Here is a 15,275-nt window from a genome sequence, read left to right as displayed (position 1 = left end):
TTATATGACCCCGCCCCTCAGCCCTGCTGGAAAGGGAGGAGGGGATAACAAGGGCTTCACCAGACAACTGAATCAGGTTTAATTTGTTCAGAAATCCACTGTAGGTAGGCTGGGGAACCAGCAACAATGGGTAGGGCGATGATTTCTGAAACTTCGTAGGAGTGGAGTTCGCGAATTTTGGCTTCCAGTGCGGGAAATATAGCCAAGTCAGTTTTAATTAGTAATTGCCACTCGTACTCTTTGTATATTTCTCCTTGCCAAGCATAAATTGAACGGATGGGCAACAAACTCACACAGGCGGCTAATTTAGCTTCCACAAGGGCATTTGCCATTGTTTCTGCTTCTTGCTTGTTGGCAGTTGTCACCAGTACTACACCATAATGAGCAGGTGTCTCCATAAGTTTTAAACCATAGATAGAGAGTAGACCTGACCATCAATTAACAGTCGCGTAATGCCCTTGGCTTGTAGATGAGTGCTAGCTTTTTGTAGCACTTTACTGTCGGGGATTTTAATCACGCGATCGCGCTTGGTAGAGAAGCGCTTTGCCACTCGATGGTTATCAAACACTGGTAAGGTTTTTTGCAGGATTTCGAGGTTGGGAATTTGTCCCAAATCACCAAAGTCCTTGAGTGGTCGGGTAATTAGCTCTGAGGATCTGTCGATGACTAAGTAGCAAGTCTTGGGCAGTTCTGCAGCCGACAATGGCAAGACTTGAACTGGCGCTTCATTGCTCCTTCTTCTTGTGACTAAAGGTATTGGTTCTTCTAGGTCTTCTTCGTCCTCGTAATCTTCTTCGTAGTCTTCATCGAGATCATCTTCTAGCAACTCTTCTCCCAGTATTTGGGCGATGAGGTTGGCTTCGGGATGTTCTTGATTGAAGATGGGTCTAGGGGTGCTGGTAATTTCCGGTGGCTGGGGTTCGACTATTTCTAATCGCTTGACTGGGCGCAGTTTTGGTTTTTCCTCTGCTGAGGAGCGCCGCCGGATTCTTCTGGTGGAGGGGCTAAATTCCTCCTCTTGCTCTTCCTCTGGTTGCCTCTTTGGGGAAATATCTGGTAATTTCAGGCGAGGGGTTGGTTTTTCCTCGGTTACCAGTTCTTGCTCTGGTTCTTGTTCTGGTTGCCTTAACAAAGGCAACTGCTCATAATTTACCTGTGCCCTACCTTCAGGAGTTCTGGCGGCACGCTTGAGAGAAACGAGATATTCGTATTCATCTTCTGGTAAGGTACTTTTGAGCAAGCGACTGATGGTCGAGTTACTCACACCATAGCGTTCTGCTAAAGTTGAGGTTGTTTCGACACTTTCTCGATATAATTTCAGGATTTCTTGTTTGTCAGAATCTGTTAATTTTCTCACGGTAGACACCAATTTCCTAAGCTCGTTTGCGTCCGCGCTCTCGTCGAATTCGACTCAATGATGCTTCATGTTCGAGGACAGCGCCCATACCAAATAAAATTCCACTAAATACCCAAAACACTTCTAGTATGTCCCCACTTTGATAGTTTGGCCTTTCTTGAGCATATTTAAACCACATATCTGCAATGTAGAGCGAAATTGTGGCTGCTGCAATCATTCTCCAGGAGTGGGAGGCTTTCCCCCCCCAAAAGGCTAGTAGCAAAGTTGTAGCAATAATTAGCAAAACTACATCACTAACCACGTAAAATAAACTCAATATAGCAGCTAGCTGCTCTAATGGGCTTGTTTGTTGAGCCGCTAGCTGCTGCAATGCTCCCGTCTCTTGTGTCAACCACCATGCCAACAGACTACCAAGCATGGCAATTGCTGATAAAATCAGCAGTTGCCATTTTTCTAAGTTGAGTCGTCTGGAACTTACTGCTAATATCATGCCTATGCTAACGAAAATATAACTGGGGACAAAAAAGATATCGCCATAAGATACATCTGGTTCTTCGCCTAAGACTATTTCTGTGTAACCAAAAAATATCACTCCCAGGAAATAGCAAAACATAGCCATGGCAATTGCCAGCCAAACTTTTCGACTACTGACAATTTGCGGGCTACGCCAATTCCTTAAGCATAAAACACCAGCGCCCAGGTATGCCAACCCTTCAAAAATGTTTGTACCAATCAAATACCAATCAGCACGTTTTTCTATACCGTCTTGCCCAGGGATTTTGGCGCTAAACAATAAGAAGTATAGCAGTGTCAGGACTCCCCAGGCAATACATATCAAGATGATGTTGCGATTGGAAAGGATGGATCGGGATGGGTATGATTTGTTGTATGAACTATTCATAACAATTGACTATGTAAATGCACTCTCGAATATTTTAGTGTGTGGGAAACGGTTTATTGATCCAGTGGTCATCTGTTAGGAATCTAATTTGTATAATTATAGCGGGCAAGATGCCCGCACTACTTATTTTAATTTTCTATTAGCCGCTTAACAGTTTACACCAGTTAACCACGAGCATCAGTGATAGTGGCTGCACTTTTCCCACATTGATCATGCTATTGCCACAGTTTACTCAGTGATGATTGATTTAGCCAACTGATGAACAGCGATCGCTCGACTTCTGGCATATCTTGTAATGTATCAGTGACTTGATGGGCAAAGTTAGCATTACCAAAATAAGTTTTGCCAAGTTTATGTAGTTCTTGTAATAAACTGACGAGATGGTTTTCTTGCCAGGGAGGAAATTTAGCTAAATCTAGGGGGTTGGTTGTTATCAAGTTTTTCACTGCTTCCTGGTCAGATATTCCGGGAAATTTTTGCGTTTGCAATATTCCAGCAATATCTTTCTCAAAGAGTGTGGCTTGTCGATTGCCTAATAAATCTTCAATATCCAGATACACTGCTTGAAGCAGTAAAAGACTGCCTTGAATGTAAATTTCTGTGTTGCTATAGTTAGCAGTGTCACCATCTATGTGATCTAATCGGACTTTCCCCCATACACTAAAGCGATCCGGTTCTTCCAGCAAGACGCAGGCTTTCCCTCGGTTATCAGTTAATTCTCTCCACAAGGCTTTAGCTTCTTCTTCTTGACTGGCTTTAAAAACGCTAATCAAGCGAAAGGTTTGTCCCTGATAATTGAGAATCGGCACTTGCTGATCCCGTTTTGGGTGCTGAATACTGGATATTTCAACATCCTGCCGTTTGAGAATAAACATGGCACTAGCAAATAACTCCTCACAGGGGCTTTGTTGATTATGCGATCTGTGGTCTGGTTTTGGTAATATCGCTAAAACTGCGATTAGTTAGCGTGCCGTTGGGGTTGAGCTTCGCGATCGCACTGAAGCTAACCTGAAAGTCAGCTACCCATAGGGAAGCTAATTAACACGCCAATACCTCCTGACAACACAATATACCTAATCAAGGGCTTATTTACTTTGTGTTTACGTAAATGAAATAACTAGCGATATGGATCTTATTGTTTGACCATGGCTAATCTGAAATTTTTAGTTGCCTATTTGTACAATATCAGGATATAATGTGTCATGTTGGTAGATTAGGTTGGGCGCGTAGCTCAGTGGATAGAGCCACGGATTTCTAATCCGTTGGTCGCAGGTTCGAGTCCTGCCGCGCTCGTTTAGCACACTTTGACAGTTTCCGGGCTAAATCGCGGTATTTAACCGTAAAATAGCTGTTACTGTTAGTTTAAATGTCAGTATTTTATCTCAATAAGCCCGTGACGAGGATTGAACTCGTGACCTCACCCTTACCAAGGGTGTGAAAACATGGTTGTACAGGATATTAAGCCATAAATGAGTAAATGAAACAAATTTTATATTATCTCCCATCTGTTATATTACTAGCCTCTAAATGATCAAATAGGGTAATCAATCTATCCCTTCTATTTTCTCCAAACCAACCATCATTAACACCAGCCCATAAACAACTAGGAAGATGTCCTTTGAAAGAACTTTCAAGATGGTAATGACAATCTTCTGAACTACGCCAGAAGTAGTTGCCATCTTTATCTGCGATTCTCCAACCAACAGCTAGTCCAAACTTATCTCTTATTTCGCCGTTAAATTCTTGAGTTCCCCCATAACTTTTGTAAATTTCTTTTTGTACTGAAAAACCAAATTTACCGTTACTATAAGTTAGCCATAAATTATTAATTGTATTTAAATCTTTGGATGGTATATTAGGAATATGCTCAGAACTTAACCAAGTATCATCTGTATCAATTTCGTCAATAATATTAAGTCTTTTTTCATTCTCTCTAACTGCTAAACACAAAAGTCTTGCTGTTTCAACATCCGCTTGTTTCCATTTTCCTTCTGATAATAATTTTTTGAAATTACTATAATCTATACCTACAGATGATTCCATCAATGCTATAAATCTTTCATCATTTCTCAAACTATCAAAACTAGGACTACAGGTTATTATTTCTTGAGAATTTTCTGGGTTTAATGTTACAGCTTTTTTTAAATTTTCTAAAGCAAGTTTTAAATCTCCTAACCAAACAAGACTAGCAGCTTTACCGATAAATATATCGTATATATCAGGATCATTAGAATAAATTGATATAACTATATCATAGGTTTCAATGGCTTCTTGATATCTCTTTATTTCATGCAACGATAAAGCTTTTTCATATAAAATCATAAAAGTATTATAACCTTGATTAAGAGCATTGTCGCATAGTAAAATAACAGTCTCATATCGTTCCAAAATTCGTAAAACTGCTAGTTTAGATTCTAAGAAAAAAGTTTCTATTTTACCAATTTTTAACCCTTCATCATACGCTTGAAGTGATTCTTCATATTGTTTTAACTCAACTAAAGTCCAGCCTTTATGAAGCCAAGCTATATAATTATATGAATTAAATTCAATTGCTCTATCGTAAAAACTAATAGCATCTATAAACTTTTTATTCTCAAAATGAATCCTTCCTTGCTCAACCAGCTGTTCTGACTCTGAAAAATCCTCACAAGTAATCAGCTTGAGATGATAACGTTTATAAATTAAACTAGAAATTTCTTCATAACAATTATGTAGCAATACTTGAAAACACTCATTTATTTTATTCTTGGCTGCATCATATTTATTAAGAATTTCCTCCATTTTCTTTTGGTATTCTTTTTGCTGATTATTACTTGCAAACCAATTTCCTACTGCACCACCAATGACAGTTCCTATACCTGGCATAAGAATACTACCAAGTATAATGCCTACAGTTGTTTCTGTATTAGTGTTAACTAAAAAATCATTAGTGTTAACTAAAAAACCATCCATTAAGCCTTTTGTTCCCGCCTTAAAGAAAGCTTTTAATTCATCTGTTTCTTCAGGAAAGTCAAAATTTAAAACTTCACGTATAGCCTCTTCCATTCCTGTAATTGCATTTCTTATATTAGAGAATTTATAATTGGATATATCATAAAATATTGTTGGTACTTCATTTGCATCTAAAGTGAGATTAAAGTTATCTTCTAATGTCTTGATTATTTGCCTTTCTACTTGCCTAATTGATAGCTTAATATCTTCTTCTATGTTAGAGATATTAAAGGCAATAACTATATCATGAACTTTATCCTTTTCTTCTTCAGCGTTCAACCTAATTGATAGAGGTTCATATAGTTTATTTTGCAAAAAATCATAATATAAATAGTTTGACAACTTAATAGAATCTATATTATTAAGTTGGATTGAGCTTACATTGACAATATCTTCTGATACAGTTCTATTAACTGAAACCAAAGCTAAAGATTCTACTGTTGCTTCTGGATTATTTCCTAAATTATAGTTGATTTCTTGATGCCATTCTGGAAAATCCTCATTAATTTGTTTACCGTATAATATTAATTTGTTGACAGATTCAATATTTAATTTATATAATTCATTAATTAGTGTAGTAATGACTAATTCTTGATGTGGGGTTTCTTGTGCTTCCAGCATTACTCGTAAACATCCATCTTTCAAGATTACTTGAGCTTTAGCTTTAATACATTCAGCTTGTAGGCAAGTATTTATCAGATTAGCTATTGATTCAGTGTTACCTTTTTTAGCGGATTCTATAACGTTTTCTGTTGTTAACTCTGGGATTAAATCAAAAGAATCATGCCAATCAAAAAATAGTTCTCCTGGTTGCTTGCCGTAAATTTTAACAGTTTTTATTACCCTAGAACCTAATTTCGTAAAAGAATTACGGAAAAATTCAACTATATTATCTTTTGCTGGTAATTTAACTGATTCTAAAAGAATTTGTAAACAATTACCTTTTAAATCAACTTTAGCTGTTATACCTTTAGACTCTAGCTGTCTGTTTAATAAAGTCTCAATAGCTTTTGGGTTGCCTTGTTTAGCTAATTGGACAAGAGTTGTATTAGTTTGCCCTTTCATGACTGTACTTCACACTCAACTAATAGGTTTGTATACACATATTACTTGACTTTATTTAGCAAGGGGTAATTTGTAAAAAAAATAACTAATAATTTTAGCTATCTTAATTTTTTGTTAAATTAGTTTACTATCATAGGAATTATTCATTTTGTTATGTAGTCAGATTATATGTAGTTTATTTAATATCTAGTGTTAGCCACCTGTAGCGGTGTGACCTTATAGTAGCTATATAGTTTATAAGTTTTTACTTCATCCGGAGTAGACATTAAACACCTGTAAGTATTCTATAAACTATGTAGATACGTTATACAGTAAAAATGTACTATTTATAGAAAACCGGTAAATTATATTTTCTATCTAATACAAAGGTACTGAATACAAAAAATTTCACTGGGTAGTATTTACTTTTGGTAGAAAATTGGTAGAAAGTAATTTAAGAGAGTTGATGGCTTTCCCATAACTGAACCTTAAAGACCAGATACAACAAGGTTTTAAATAAAAAGCCCGTGACGAGGATTGAACTCGTGACCTCACCCTTACCAAGGGTGTGCTCTACCACTGAGCCACACGGGCGAGAAGGTGGGCCGGGCTGGATTTGAACCAGCGTAGGCGCTAGCCAACGGATTTACAGTCCGTCTCCATTAACCACTCGGACACCGACCCATTTGTCTCACATTTACCTAATATAGCACCACATTTTCAAAAGCGCAAGTGTTTTGCTAAAAAACTTTGCTAAAAAACTTTGCTAAAAAATATTGATTCAGCCTAGAGATTACTAATTGAGGAGTTCTCCGGTTTCTTGTAGGGAATGTAAGCGGTGGTAAATGCCTTGATGACGCAATAGTTGGTCATGACTGCCTAGTTCGGCAATTCTACCTTGGTCTAGGACTACTATTTTATCGGCTTCCCTGATGGTACTGAGACGGTGGGCGATGATGATTGTGGTGCAGGTTCCCTGAATGGAGCGCATGGCCAATTGAATGGAGCGTTCTGATTCGTAGTCTAAGCTGGAGGTGGCTTCGTCAAAAATGAGTACATCTGGTTTTACTAACAAGGCTCTGGCTATACCTAAGCGCTGTCTTTGTCCTCCAGATAATCTGACTCCTCGTTCTCCGACAAGGGTGTAATAACCCTGGGGTAGGTGTTCGATCACTTCATCTACTCTGGCAATTGTACAGGCTTGTTTGACTTGTTCTAGGGTGGCATTGGGTTTGCCATAGGTGAGGTTATGTAATACAGTGCCGTTGAAAATGTCTACTTCTTGGTGAACAATGGCTAATCTGCGCCTATATTTACCGACATCTAAGGTGCGAATATCTTGACCATCAATAAAAATTTGACCTTGTTGTGGTTCAAAATACCGCAGCAGCAGTTTAACTAAGGTGGATTTACCTGAACCGGAGCGCCCAACTAAGGCGACTGTTTCATATGGTTGTATTAATAGGTTGATGTCTTGTAATACCTGGCTTATGTGATCGTAGGCAAAACTAATGTGTGATAATTCTATTTTGCCTGTGAATTTATAAGGTGATTGGGTTTGCTGTTTCTCGTCTAAAAGACCATCTGTGTCAGATGCAATGGGTTCTTGTAAAAATTCGTGAAACCGTAGCATGGAAGAATAGCGCCGGGCGAAAATTTCGGCGACTAAGCTAATGGGTTCTAATTCGGCATAGGCCATGCTAGAGAGTGTTAATGTCATGATGAAGTGACCAAGAGTAATTCTTCCCCCTACTGTTGCTGCTAGGGTTAAACCTAAGATGGTAAAGACGCAAATCTGAATTATGGTTTTTTGCCAGGTGAGCAGTTTGACATATCCTTTATGGATGCGATAGTCGGTTACTGTGAATTCACGTTCTAAACGTTGCTTTTGGCGCTTGAGTTCTTGATATTCTGTGGCAAATGCTTTGACTGTTTTGATGTTGGTGATTAATTCTGATGTGTGGCTTTCGGTACTTTCCATGTATTTATCCAGGCGACTTTCGTGCCAAATTATCCGTTGTAAGCTCTTGACACTAAAGATGAGGATAAATATAAAGGAAATGAGATATAAAAGGGCAATTTGCCAGGAAATCAATAAAATAAATACAAAGATGCCCAAGACACGAAACAGTTTAGGAATCAACTGTCCGGCTATTTCGGGATATGTCCAAGTGTGGTTGACCAGCCCTTTGGTTACTCTACTGGCAATGCGTCCGGGGTTATGTTGGTCGTAAAATTCTAGTGGCAGTGTGAGAATTTTGGCGATGGTTGCTGCTGTTTGCTCTCGACGCGCTCTTAAGGGGATGTCCCAGTGGAACCAATTTGTTAGCCAAGGTTGTGTGGGGGCTTTGACTACTGTAACTAGGAAAATTAAAGTTAATAGTACGGTCAATGATAGGGTTTGATTAACTGGGTAATTGATTAGTTGTGCTATGTTGGTGATGGCGGTTTGTAGTGGTGCGTCTATGGGCTGATGGGATAGTATATTTATAATTTGACCAATGGCATAAGGTACAACTAAGTCAATGATTTCGTAGATGCTGGATGTGGCAATACTGAAAATACTCAATTTCCAGTAAGCATCAAAGTATTTGACAATATCCTGAAATTTTGCCATGATGCACACCATCCAAGGAGGCGAAATTGGCTATAAATACCTATACTACTGTTATGTTACAAGGTGTTCAAGTGGTAAGCTGCTAAATCAATCCTCGGGAGTAGTGGATAGTACAGGGCGTGAAAATTCCAGGCGATAGCGATAAAGGGCGACTGGGCGAGAGGCTGCGGTGAAGTAATCGGGATCTTGGGGTGAAAGATAAACGGCAGTTACTTGATCTGCTACTATTGCGGGATGAGAGGAGAGAAGTTTATGGTATGCAGTGGTGGATTCCACTGTGTTGAAATAGGGAGAGGAACCAGCTTTAAATAGTTGTTGAAATAGTTCTGAGGTGATAAATTCTTCTGGTGATGGGGTTTCTGTGGTTCTTGCTGTGATGATGGAAACTAATTGGCGATCGCCCTGCAGTTGTGTAATTTGGCGGTTGGGTGTGTGTGGGTCTACTTTGACTGATAATACAGTTTGGTCACCTAAATAAGCTTTGGCTAAGTTTAAGCTGTTAAATGCTCGATCTGCTACTAATTTTGTGGCTTTATTGGTGATAGTGGGTAAGAATCTTAACCTGGTAGTGGTAGTTTGTGGAATAAAACGCACTAAAAAGCTGACGGGCTGATGGAGTTGTTGGCGGTTAGATTCAAATCCGGGGCTGACGATATCCGGGGCTAGGGGGGCTGCTAAATCTACTAATGTAGAGGTAACTTGCCATGAGCCTGCCATCCAATCAGGATACACTAAGTCCCCTTGGGGGGGTTGCACTGAGGTGAGTTGTTCCCAGTGGGGGAAATTTGCTAACCTTTGAGATAATTCTCCTGCTATTGCTGTACTACTCCATCCGAGTAGGTAGAAAATAAGTAAACTAAAACTCCAAATTGCCTTCATTTCACACCCCTAGGAGACATTAAGTTAGGACGTAGATTACAGAAGCCGATGGCCTTTAGGCTGGCAAGTGTCAATTTTCATACTTTTCGTAAGCGGCGACTATGCGCTGAACTAAGGGATTGCGGACAACATCTTGCTGGGTAAATTCGCAAAAGCTGATACCTTCAACGTTATTGAGAATTTGTAGGGCTAGTGCTAGTCCTGATTTTTGGTTCACGGGTAGGTCAGTTTGTGTTGTGTCACCTGTAATCACCATGCGAGAACGGAAACCTAAACGAGTTAATACCATTTTCATCTGGGCGGGTGTGGTGTTTTGGGCTTCATCTACAATCACAAAGGCATGATTAAGGGTGCGTCCTCGCATATAGGCTAGTGGGGCTACTTCAATCACGCCACGTTCCATTAAACTGGGGACTTTTTCTTGATCGATAAATTCATAAATCGCGTCGTAAAGGGGGCGCAGGTAGGGGTTAATTTTCTGTTGTAGGTCTCCGGGGAGAAAGCCTAATTTTTCCCCGGCTTCTACAGCAGGACGGGTTAGGATCAGTTTTTCTACTTGGTTGTTCAGGAGTGCTTGCACAGCCACTACAACTGCGAGATAAGTTTTACCTGTACCGGCTGGGCCGATGCAGAACGTCAGGTCATGCCTACGTATGTTGTTTATGTATTGTTTTTGTCGAAAGGTTTTAGCGCGGATTTCTTCACCGCGACGAGTTTTAGCTAAAACGTCTCGCTGTAATTCCTGAAGTTCATCTTGTCGATGGGTGTCCAGGGCTTGACGGGCTGTTATGATGTCGGCACTGGAGATGGTGTTACCTTTACTCCAGATTGGTTCCAGCGATCGCACTAATTGAGCGGCCAGATTCATTTGTGCTGGTGTACCGCCAATGTGTAGTTCTTGCCCGCGCAACACCAAACTAGCGCCTGTTTGCCGGGATAATAATTTGAGATTTTCTTCTCTATCACCGGAGAGGGCGATGGCGCTGGGAATATTAGGCAGGTGAATTATCAAGGCATCTGCCATAGGTATTTATTGTGAAATTTGTGTGGAATTTGTTAAGTGCAGTTTTGGTATTTGACGGGAATATCTGAGCGGGAGTAACCACAGCCGCTCAGATTTTCTTGGGGTTAACTAGCGAGTTCGGGGCTTGACAACAGGTTTGGGTATATTTACACTTCTGTCTGCCATTCTGGGTTCTGGCGATCGCCTTTGCTGATGGTCTTCCGAGGAGTTTTCCTCCCGTCCCAAGGTATTGCTACCATACATATCTAAGTATACTTTTTGTCCAGCAAGTTCGGCTGCTGTCGCAATTACCGTTCTGATAGACTGAATGTTGCGTCCCCCTCGGCCAAAGACCTTGCCTTTGTCTCTATCGTCAAAGGCGATACGAATCCAAGCCCGTTTAAGGGTGTGGGAAAATTCACAATCAACACTTAAACTCTCTGGAGATTCTAAAAACGGCTGGATCAAAAACTTAACCAGCCCAACATAGTTGGGGCTTGGTTTTGATGATCTGATTCGAGCATTAAGATGGGGTTGAAGCACTGACCTGTTCAAAAACATTGTTTTTTACTAAAATGCGACGGACGGTATCAGTGGGTTGAGCGCCTTGTTGTAGTCGCTTGACGATACCGGGAACATCTAATCGCACTTCATCAGTTCTGGGGTTGTAGAATCCGAGTTCTTCTAGAGGACGGCCATCGCGACGAGCTAGGCTGTTAATGGCAATGATGCGGTAACTTGGTTCCCGCTTTTTGCCGTATCGCTTCAAGCGCAATTTAATCATGGTTGAGGACTATTTCTCCTGTTGGTTGATACTGAAATGCTAATTTTAGCACTTGCCTAGCATTCCTGGCTATAAAATCAGTGAACTAACTGTTGATTTCCGCTAAAGACTGCCGAAGCCTTTCTTTTTTTTGTCTTTGTTTTTTTTCTTTTTGGGGGTAACGCCGCTATTATAACCCCGCCATCCGGGGGCAGCTGGACGATTACCACCACCTGCAAAAGCGTTATCCATGCCACCGCCAAACATTCCTGGCATTCCTCCGGGCATTTGCCCTTGACCCATTTGCTGCATGAGATTTCGCATTTTTTGGAAATCAGCTACTAGTTTACTCACATCGGGTTCTCTGTAACCAGATCCTTTAGCAATTCGCCGTCGGCGACTGGGAGAACTGGCGAGTAAATCGGGGTCTTGGCGTTCTTGGCGGGTCATAGAATTAATCATAGACTCGCAGCGCTTCAGCTGGGTTTCTCCCTGCTTGAGTTGGTCATCTGAAATTTTGTTCATTCCGGGAATCAATTTCATGATACCCCCCAATGAACCCATATTTTTGAGTAACCGTAACTGTTTGAGGAAGTCGTTAAAATCAAATTTGGCTGACAGGATTTTATCCTGCATTTTTTCGGCATCTGCCAGGTCAAATTCCTCCTGGGCTTTTTCCACGAGGGTTAGAACATCACCCATGCCTAAAATTCGGGATGCCATGCGGTCAGGATAAAAAGGTTGTAGGGCTTCGACTTTTTCCCCGACCCCTACAAATTTAATGGGCGCACCGGAAATTTGGCGCACTGACAGGGCTGCACCACCACGGCTATCACCATCTAGTTTAGTGAGGATTGCTCCGGTAATTCCGATTTTTTCGTGGAATGTCCGGGTAAGATTGGCGGCCTCTTGACCAGTCATGGCATCCACCACCAGCAAGGTTTCATGTGGTTGTACTGTGGCTTTGATGCGGGCTAGTTCGCCCATCATGTCTTCGTCAATTTGCAGACGACCTGCTGTATCAATAATAACTGTATTAATACCCTCGTCCCTGGCACGTTCTACACCCTGACGGGCTATTTCTACGGGGTCAGCATGGCTACCCAGGTCAAAAACTGGGACGTTAATTTGTTTACCTAAAGTTATCAGCTGATCAATAGCTGCTGGGCGATATACGTCTGTGGCTACTAATAAGCAGCTGCGTTCTAATTTCCGCAGGTGTAAGGCTAATTTGGCGGTGGCTGTGGTTTTACCAGTACCTTGCAGCCCGGCCATTAGGACAATTGTTGGTTTTTCTTCAACTTCTGCTAAGGGAACGTTTTCTGTTCCCATGACTTGTACTAATTCATCGTGGACAATTTTGATAAATTGTTGGTCTGGTCGCACTCCGGTGAGGACATCAGCCCCTTGTGCTTTGGTTTCGACTTCGCTAATAAAGTCTTTGACCACTTGAAGATTGACATCTGCTTCCAATAAGGCGCGGCGCACTTCCCGTAAAGCGTCTTGAATATTGGATTTCGATATTTTGTCTTGTCCCCGCAGTTTCTTCCATGCGGTTTCTAAACGTTGAGATAAGGCATCAAACATAATGTAGTTACAGGTAATTCGCTACTCTTTTTCAGTGTGAACCGTCCAGGTTAAGGGTTGCTGGAGGGATTGGTGAATTTTGGGTAAAGTTTTTCGGTACTATTTACAGCTTAGTAGTTTTTATCCAGAGTTGAGCAACTAGATACCGTTATTAATGGAGGTGGTAAACCGTCCTATGATTTGTCTGGGTAACACTCTAGCAACAGCCTAACGGCATAGCCACGGCTTAGGTGTCTAGGGTTCAGTACAAGTCTTGCCGGCTATCGTGGCTGCTGTGATTAAATGCCCTATATTTAGGATAGTTTAATTACCTCAAAATTAATGATTAAGGGCAAAGGTACGGTTATTACTCAAGTTGATGCTTTTACTAATATATGTTTTGCGGGTAATCCTGCTGCGGTGTGTGTTTTGTCTGAGTCTCAAGATGATAACTGGATGCGGAATGTAGCCCAGGAAATGAATTTATCTGAGACGGCTTTTTTGATTCGAGAGTATGATGGTTTTAGTCTACGTTGGTTTACACCCACGGTGGAAGTGCCTCTTTGTGGTCACGCAACTTTGGCGAGCGCTCATGTGCTATGGTCGGAGGGATATTTGTTACCTAATGAAGTTGCCCGTTTCTATACTAAAAGCGGTGTTTTGATTGCTGAACGCTTGGGGGAGTGGATTTGCTTAGATTTTCCGGTGATTTTATCTCAAGTGACTGTTACTCTTCCGGAATTAAGTGTAGCTCTGGGTGTACCTTGTCAATCTGTACTAAAAAATTCTTTGGGGTATTTGGTGGAAGTGGAGTCTGAGGAGTTGGTGCGACAAATGCGCCCTGATTTTCAGCAGTTACGAAGGTTACCCACGGCGAATGTGATTGTCACTAGCCAAACTAATGGCGATTCTGATTATGATTTTGTTTCTCGTTTTTTTGCTCCGGGATTGGGTATAGATGAAGACCCAGTGACTGGGGCGGCCCATTGTTGTCTCGCTCCTTTCTGGCGCGATCGCTTGGGTAAGGATGAGTTGTTAGCTTTTCAAGCGTCCCGTCGCGGTGGGGTGGTTAAGCTGCGCTATTCTGGGGGCGATCGCGTGTTTCTGTCGGGACAAGCAGTAACGGTGATGCGGGGGGAATTAATTTAAGATGCTGTGGGCAAAAACTCAGGATCGAGAATTTGGGCTATGGTGTAAGGACATTCCAGGGGAAACTGATGCGGTGATAGTTCAGTTTCATTAATAGCCGCTTTCCGTCCTCGACTATAGCACTCTGCTAAAACCACTTCTGGATAATATTTTATCCTGGGGCTGTCTTGTAGTAAATCTGTGATTCGGTGACGTTGCTCATCAATGGTATTTCGCCAGGACCCACTTTGTCGCTGATACTGGTATTGCCACTTGAGCAAGTGTTGTAATAATACCTCCAAGCGGCTTTTCAACTCTCGTTTTTCTGACCTGCCCAAGCTTTCGATTTCCTCAATTACTGCGTCCCAGTCTACCTGTGCAAATTGACCAGCGCGAATTAACTGGACAGTATGTTCTGTCCATGCTACAAAGTCTGTTTCATACAATTGGCTGGATGTTTTCGGTGTTGAGGTCAAAAGTTAAAAGTTAACTCCTAGCAAACAAACAAAATTTTGCCAATATAATCATAACCTAAGTCACAATATTTCTAAATCCTCATACTTCACTTTTCCCAATGCTTAGTAAATATCCCCATGCTAAACACCCCATTAAATCTTGTCACTGGCCAGTTGAACAGCTACCAGGATTAACTCAGGAAGATCAAGGGCGACTGCAAAATTGTGGCATTACCACCACAAAAGAACTAATCGAACAGGGAAAAACTGGAGAAGCCAGGGTAGCTTTAGCAAATAAATTAGAGGTAAATATTCAATATGTGAATAAGTGGGTTGCTTTAGCGGATTTGGCGCGTATTCCTGGTATCGGATGGCAATATTGCGGTTTATTGCTGCATTCTGGTATTGGTTCTGTAGATCAATTGGCTCAAACTCACACCCAGCGATTGCATCAACAAATTATGCGCCTACAGGTGTCAACAATGCAGCGACGAGATTTATGTCCAGCCATGGATGTAGTCCAACAATGGACTGAACAAGCAAAAATATTGCTTAGTTGTGAGTGTTGATA

Annotated in this window: 14 protein-coding genes and 3 tRNA genes; 3 read left to right on the top strand and 14 right to left on the bottom strand. The window is 41.2% G+C overall.

The genetic code is table 11. The features are described 5' to 3' along the window. Positions 1-56: 56 nt before the first annotated feature. The 4 genes from cutA to NWP17_RS01525 all read right to left on the bottom strand — a co-directional run bounded on the left by cutA (position 57) and on the right by NWP17_RS01525 (position 3,133). Entirely contained in the window at positions 57-398 is a 342-nt protein-coding gene (gene cutA, locus NWP17_RS01540; protein ID WP_280653152.1) for a divalent-cation tolerance protein CutA, read from the bottom strand. 5 nt (positions 399-403) lie between these two features. Further along, a complete protein-coding gene (locus NWP17_RS01535; protein ID WP_280653184.1) occupies positions 404-1,357 on the bottom strand; it encodes a transposase in 954 nt (317 codons plus the stop codon). Positions 1,358-1,373: 16 nt separating this feature from the next. Continuing rightward, positions 1,374-2,258 (bottom strand): hypothetical protein, encoded by an 885-nt coding sequence (locus NWP17_RS01530; RefSeq protein ID WP_280653151.1) that lies wholly within the window; start codon positions 2,256-2,258, stop codon positions 1,374-1,376. A gap of 215 nt (positions 2,259-2,473) precedes the next feature. Further along, the gene (locus tag NWP17_RS01525; RefSeq protein ID WP_280653150.1) at positions 2,474-3,133 is read right to left on the bottom strand and encodes an Npun_F0813 family protein; all 660 of its coding nucleotides are present in this window, start codon (positions 3,131-3,133) and stop codon (positions 2,474-2,476) included. 345 nt (positions 3,134-3,478) lie between these two features. Between NWP17_RS01525 and NWP17_RS01520 the strand changes: the two genes are divergently transcribed. Then, a tRNA-Arg gene (locus tag NWP17_RS01520) sits at positions 3,479-3,551 on the top strand. A 201-nt stretch (positions 3,552-3,752) separates the two neighbouring features. On the opposite strand, the gene NWP17_RS01515 is transcribed toward NWP17_RS01520, so the two are convergent. The 9 genes from NWP17_RS01515 to ffh all read right to left on the bottom strand — a co-directional run bounded on the left by NWP17_RS01515 (position 3,753) and on the right by ffh (position 13,142). Beyond that, positions 3,753-6,314, bottom strand: coding sequence for a GUN4 domain-containing protein (locus NWP17_RS01515; protein WP_280653149.1), 2,562 nt, complete (start codon positions 6,312-6,314; stop codon positions 3,753-3,755). Between the two features lie 501 nt (positions 6,315-6,815). Continuing rightward, a tRNA-Thr gene (locus NWP17_RS01510) sits at positions 6,816-6,887 on the bottom strand. Positions 6,888-6,894: 7 nt separating this feature from the next. Then, a tRNA-Tyr gene (locus NWP17_RS01505) sits at positions 6,895-6,977 on the bottom strand. Between the two features lie 112 nt (positions 6,978-7,089). Beyond that, positions 7,090-8,910 (bottom strand): ABC transporter ATP-binding protein, encoded by a 1,821-nt coding sequence (locus tag NWP17_RS01500; protein ID WP_280653148.1) that lies wholly within the window; start codon positions 8,908-8,910, stop codon positions 7,090-7,092. Between the two features lie 87 nt (positions 8,911-8,997). After that, entirely contained in the window at positions 8,998-9,789 is a 792-nt protein-coding gene (locus tag NWP17_RS01495; protein WP_280653147.1) for a DUF6816 family protein, read from the bottom strand. A gap of 70 nt (positions 9,790-9,859) precedes the next feature. Continuing rightward, entirely contained in the window at positions 9,860-10,813 is a 954-nt protein-coding gene (locus NWP17_RS01490; RefSeq protein WP_280653146.1) for a PhoH family protein, read from the bottom strand. A 108-nt stretch (positions 10,814-10,921) separates the two neighbouring features. After that, positions 10,922-11,353: a KH domain-containing protein gene (locus NWP17_RS01485; protein ID WP_280653145.1), complete on the bottom strand. Its 432-nt coding sequence runs from the start codon at positions 11,351-11,353 to the stop codon at positions 10,922-10,924. Then, positions 11,316-11,576: a 30S ribosomal protein S16 gene (gene rpsP / locus NWP17_RS01480; protein ID WP_280653144.1), complete on the bottom strand. Its 261-nt coding sequence runs from the start codon at positions 11,574-11,576 to the stop codon at positions 11,316-11,318. The genes NWP17_RS01485 and rpsP overlap by 38 nt, the downstream gene beginning before the upstream one ends. Before the next feature lie 102 nt (positions 11,577-11,678). Next, positions 11,679-13,142 carry a signal recognition particle protein gene (ffh, locus tag NWP17_RS01475; RefSeq protein ID WP_280653143.1) on the bottom strand — a complete coding sequence of 488 codons (1,464 nt, stop codon included), beginning with the start codon at positions 13,140-13,142 and terminating at the stop codon, positions 11,679-11,681. Between the two features lie 321 nt (positions 13,143-13,463). Between ffh and NWP17_RS01470 the strand changes: the two genes are divergently transcribed. After that, positions 13,464-14,270: a PhzF family phenazine biosynthesis protein gene (locus NWP17_RS01470; protein ID WP_280653142.1), complete on the top strand. Its 807-nt coding sequence runs from the start codon at positions 13,464-13,466 to the stop codon at positions 14,268-14,270. On the opposite strand, the gene NWP17_RS01465 is transcribed toward NWP17_RS01470, so the two are convergent. Beyond that, a complete protein-coding gene (locus tag NWP17_RS01465; RefSeq protein WP_280653141.1) occupies positions 14,267-14,725 on the bottom strand; it encodes a DUF29 domain-containing protein in 459 nt (152 codons plus the stop codon). The genes NWP17_RS01470 and NWP17_RS01465 overlap by 4 nt on opposite strands. 98 nt (positions 14,726-14,823) lie before the next feature. Here NWP17_RS01465 and NWP17_RS01460 point away from each other — a divergent pair, with 98 nt between their 5' ends. Beyond that, the gene (locus NWP17_RS01460; RefSeq protein ID WP_280653140.1) at positions 14,824-15,273 is read left to right on the top strand and encodes a DUF4332 domain-containing protein; all 450 of its coding nucleotides are present in this window, start codon (positions 14,824-14,826) and stop codon (positions 15,271-15,273) included. Positions 15,274-15,275: the final 2 nt, after the last annotated feature.

The sequence above is a fragment of the Chrysosporum bergii ANA360D genome (assembly GCF_029891735.1).
GTDB classification, from domain to species: Bacteria; Cyanobacteriota; Cyanobacteriia; order Cyanobacteriales; family Nostocaceae; genus Umezakia; species Umezakia bergii.
The sequence above is the reverse complement of the archived record's forward strand: the minus strand, read 5'-3'. Positions and strand labels throughout refer to the sequence as shown.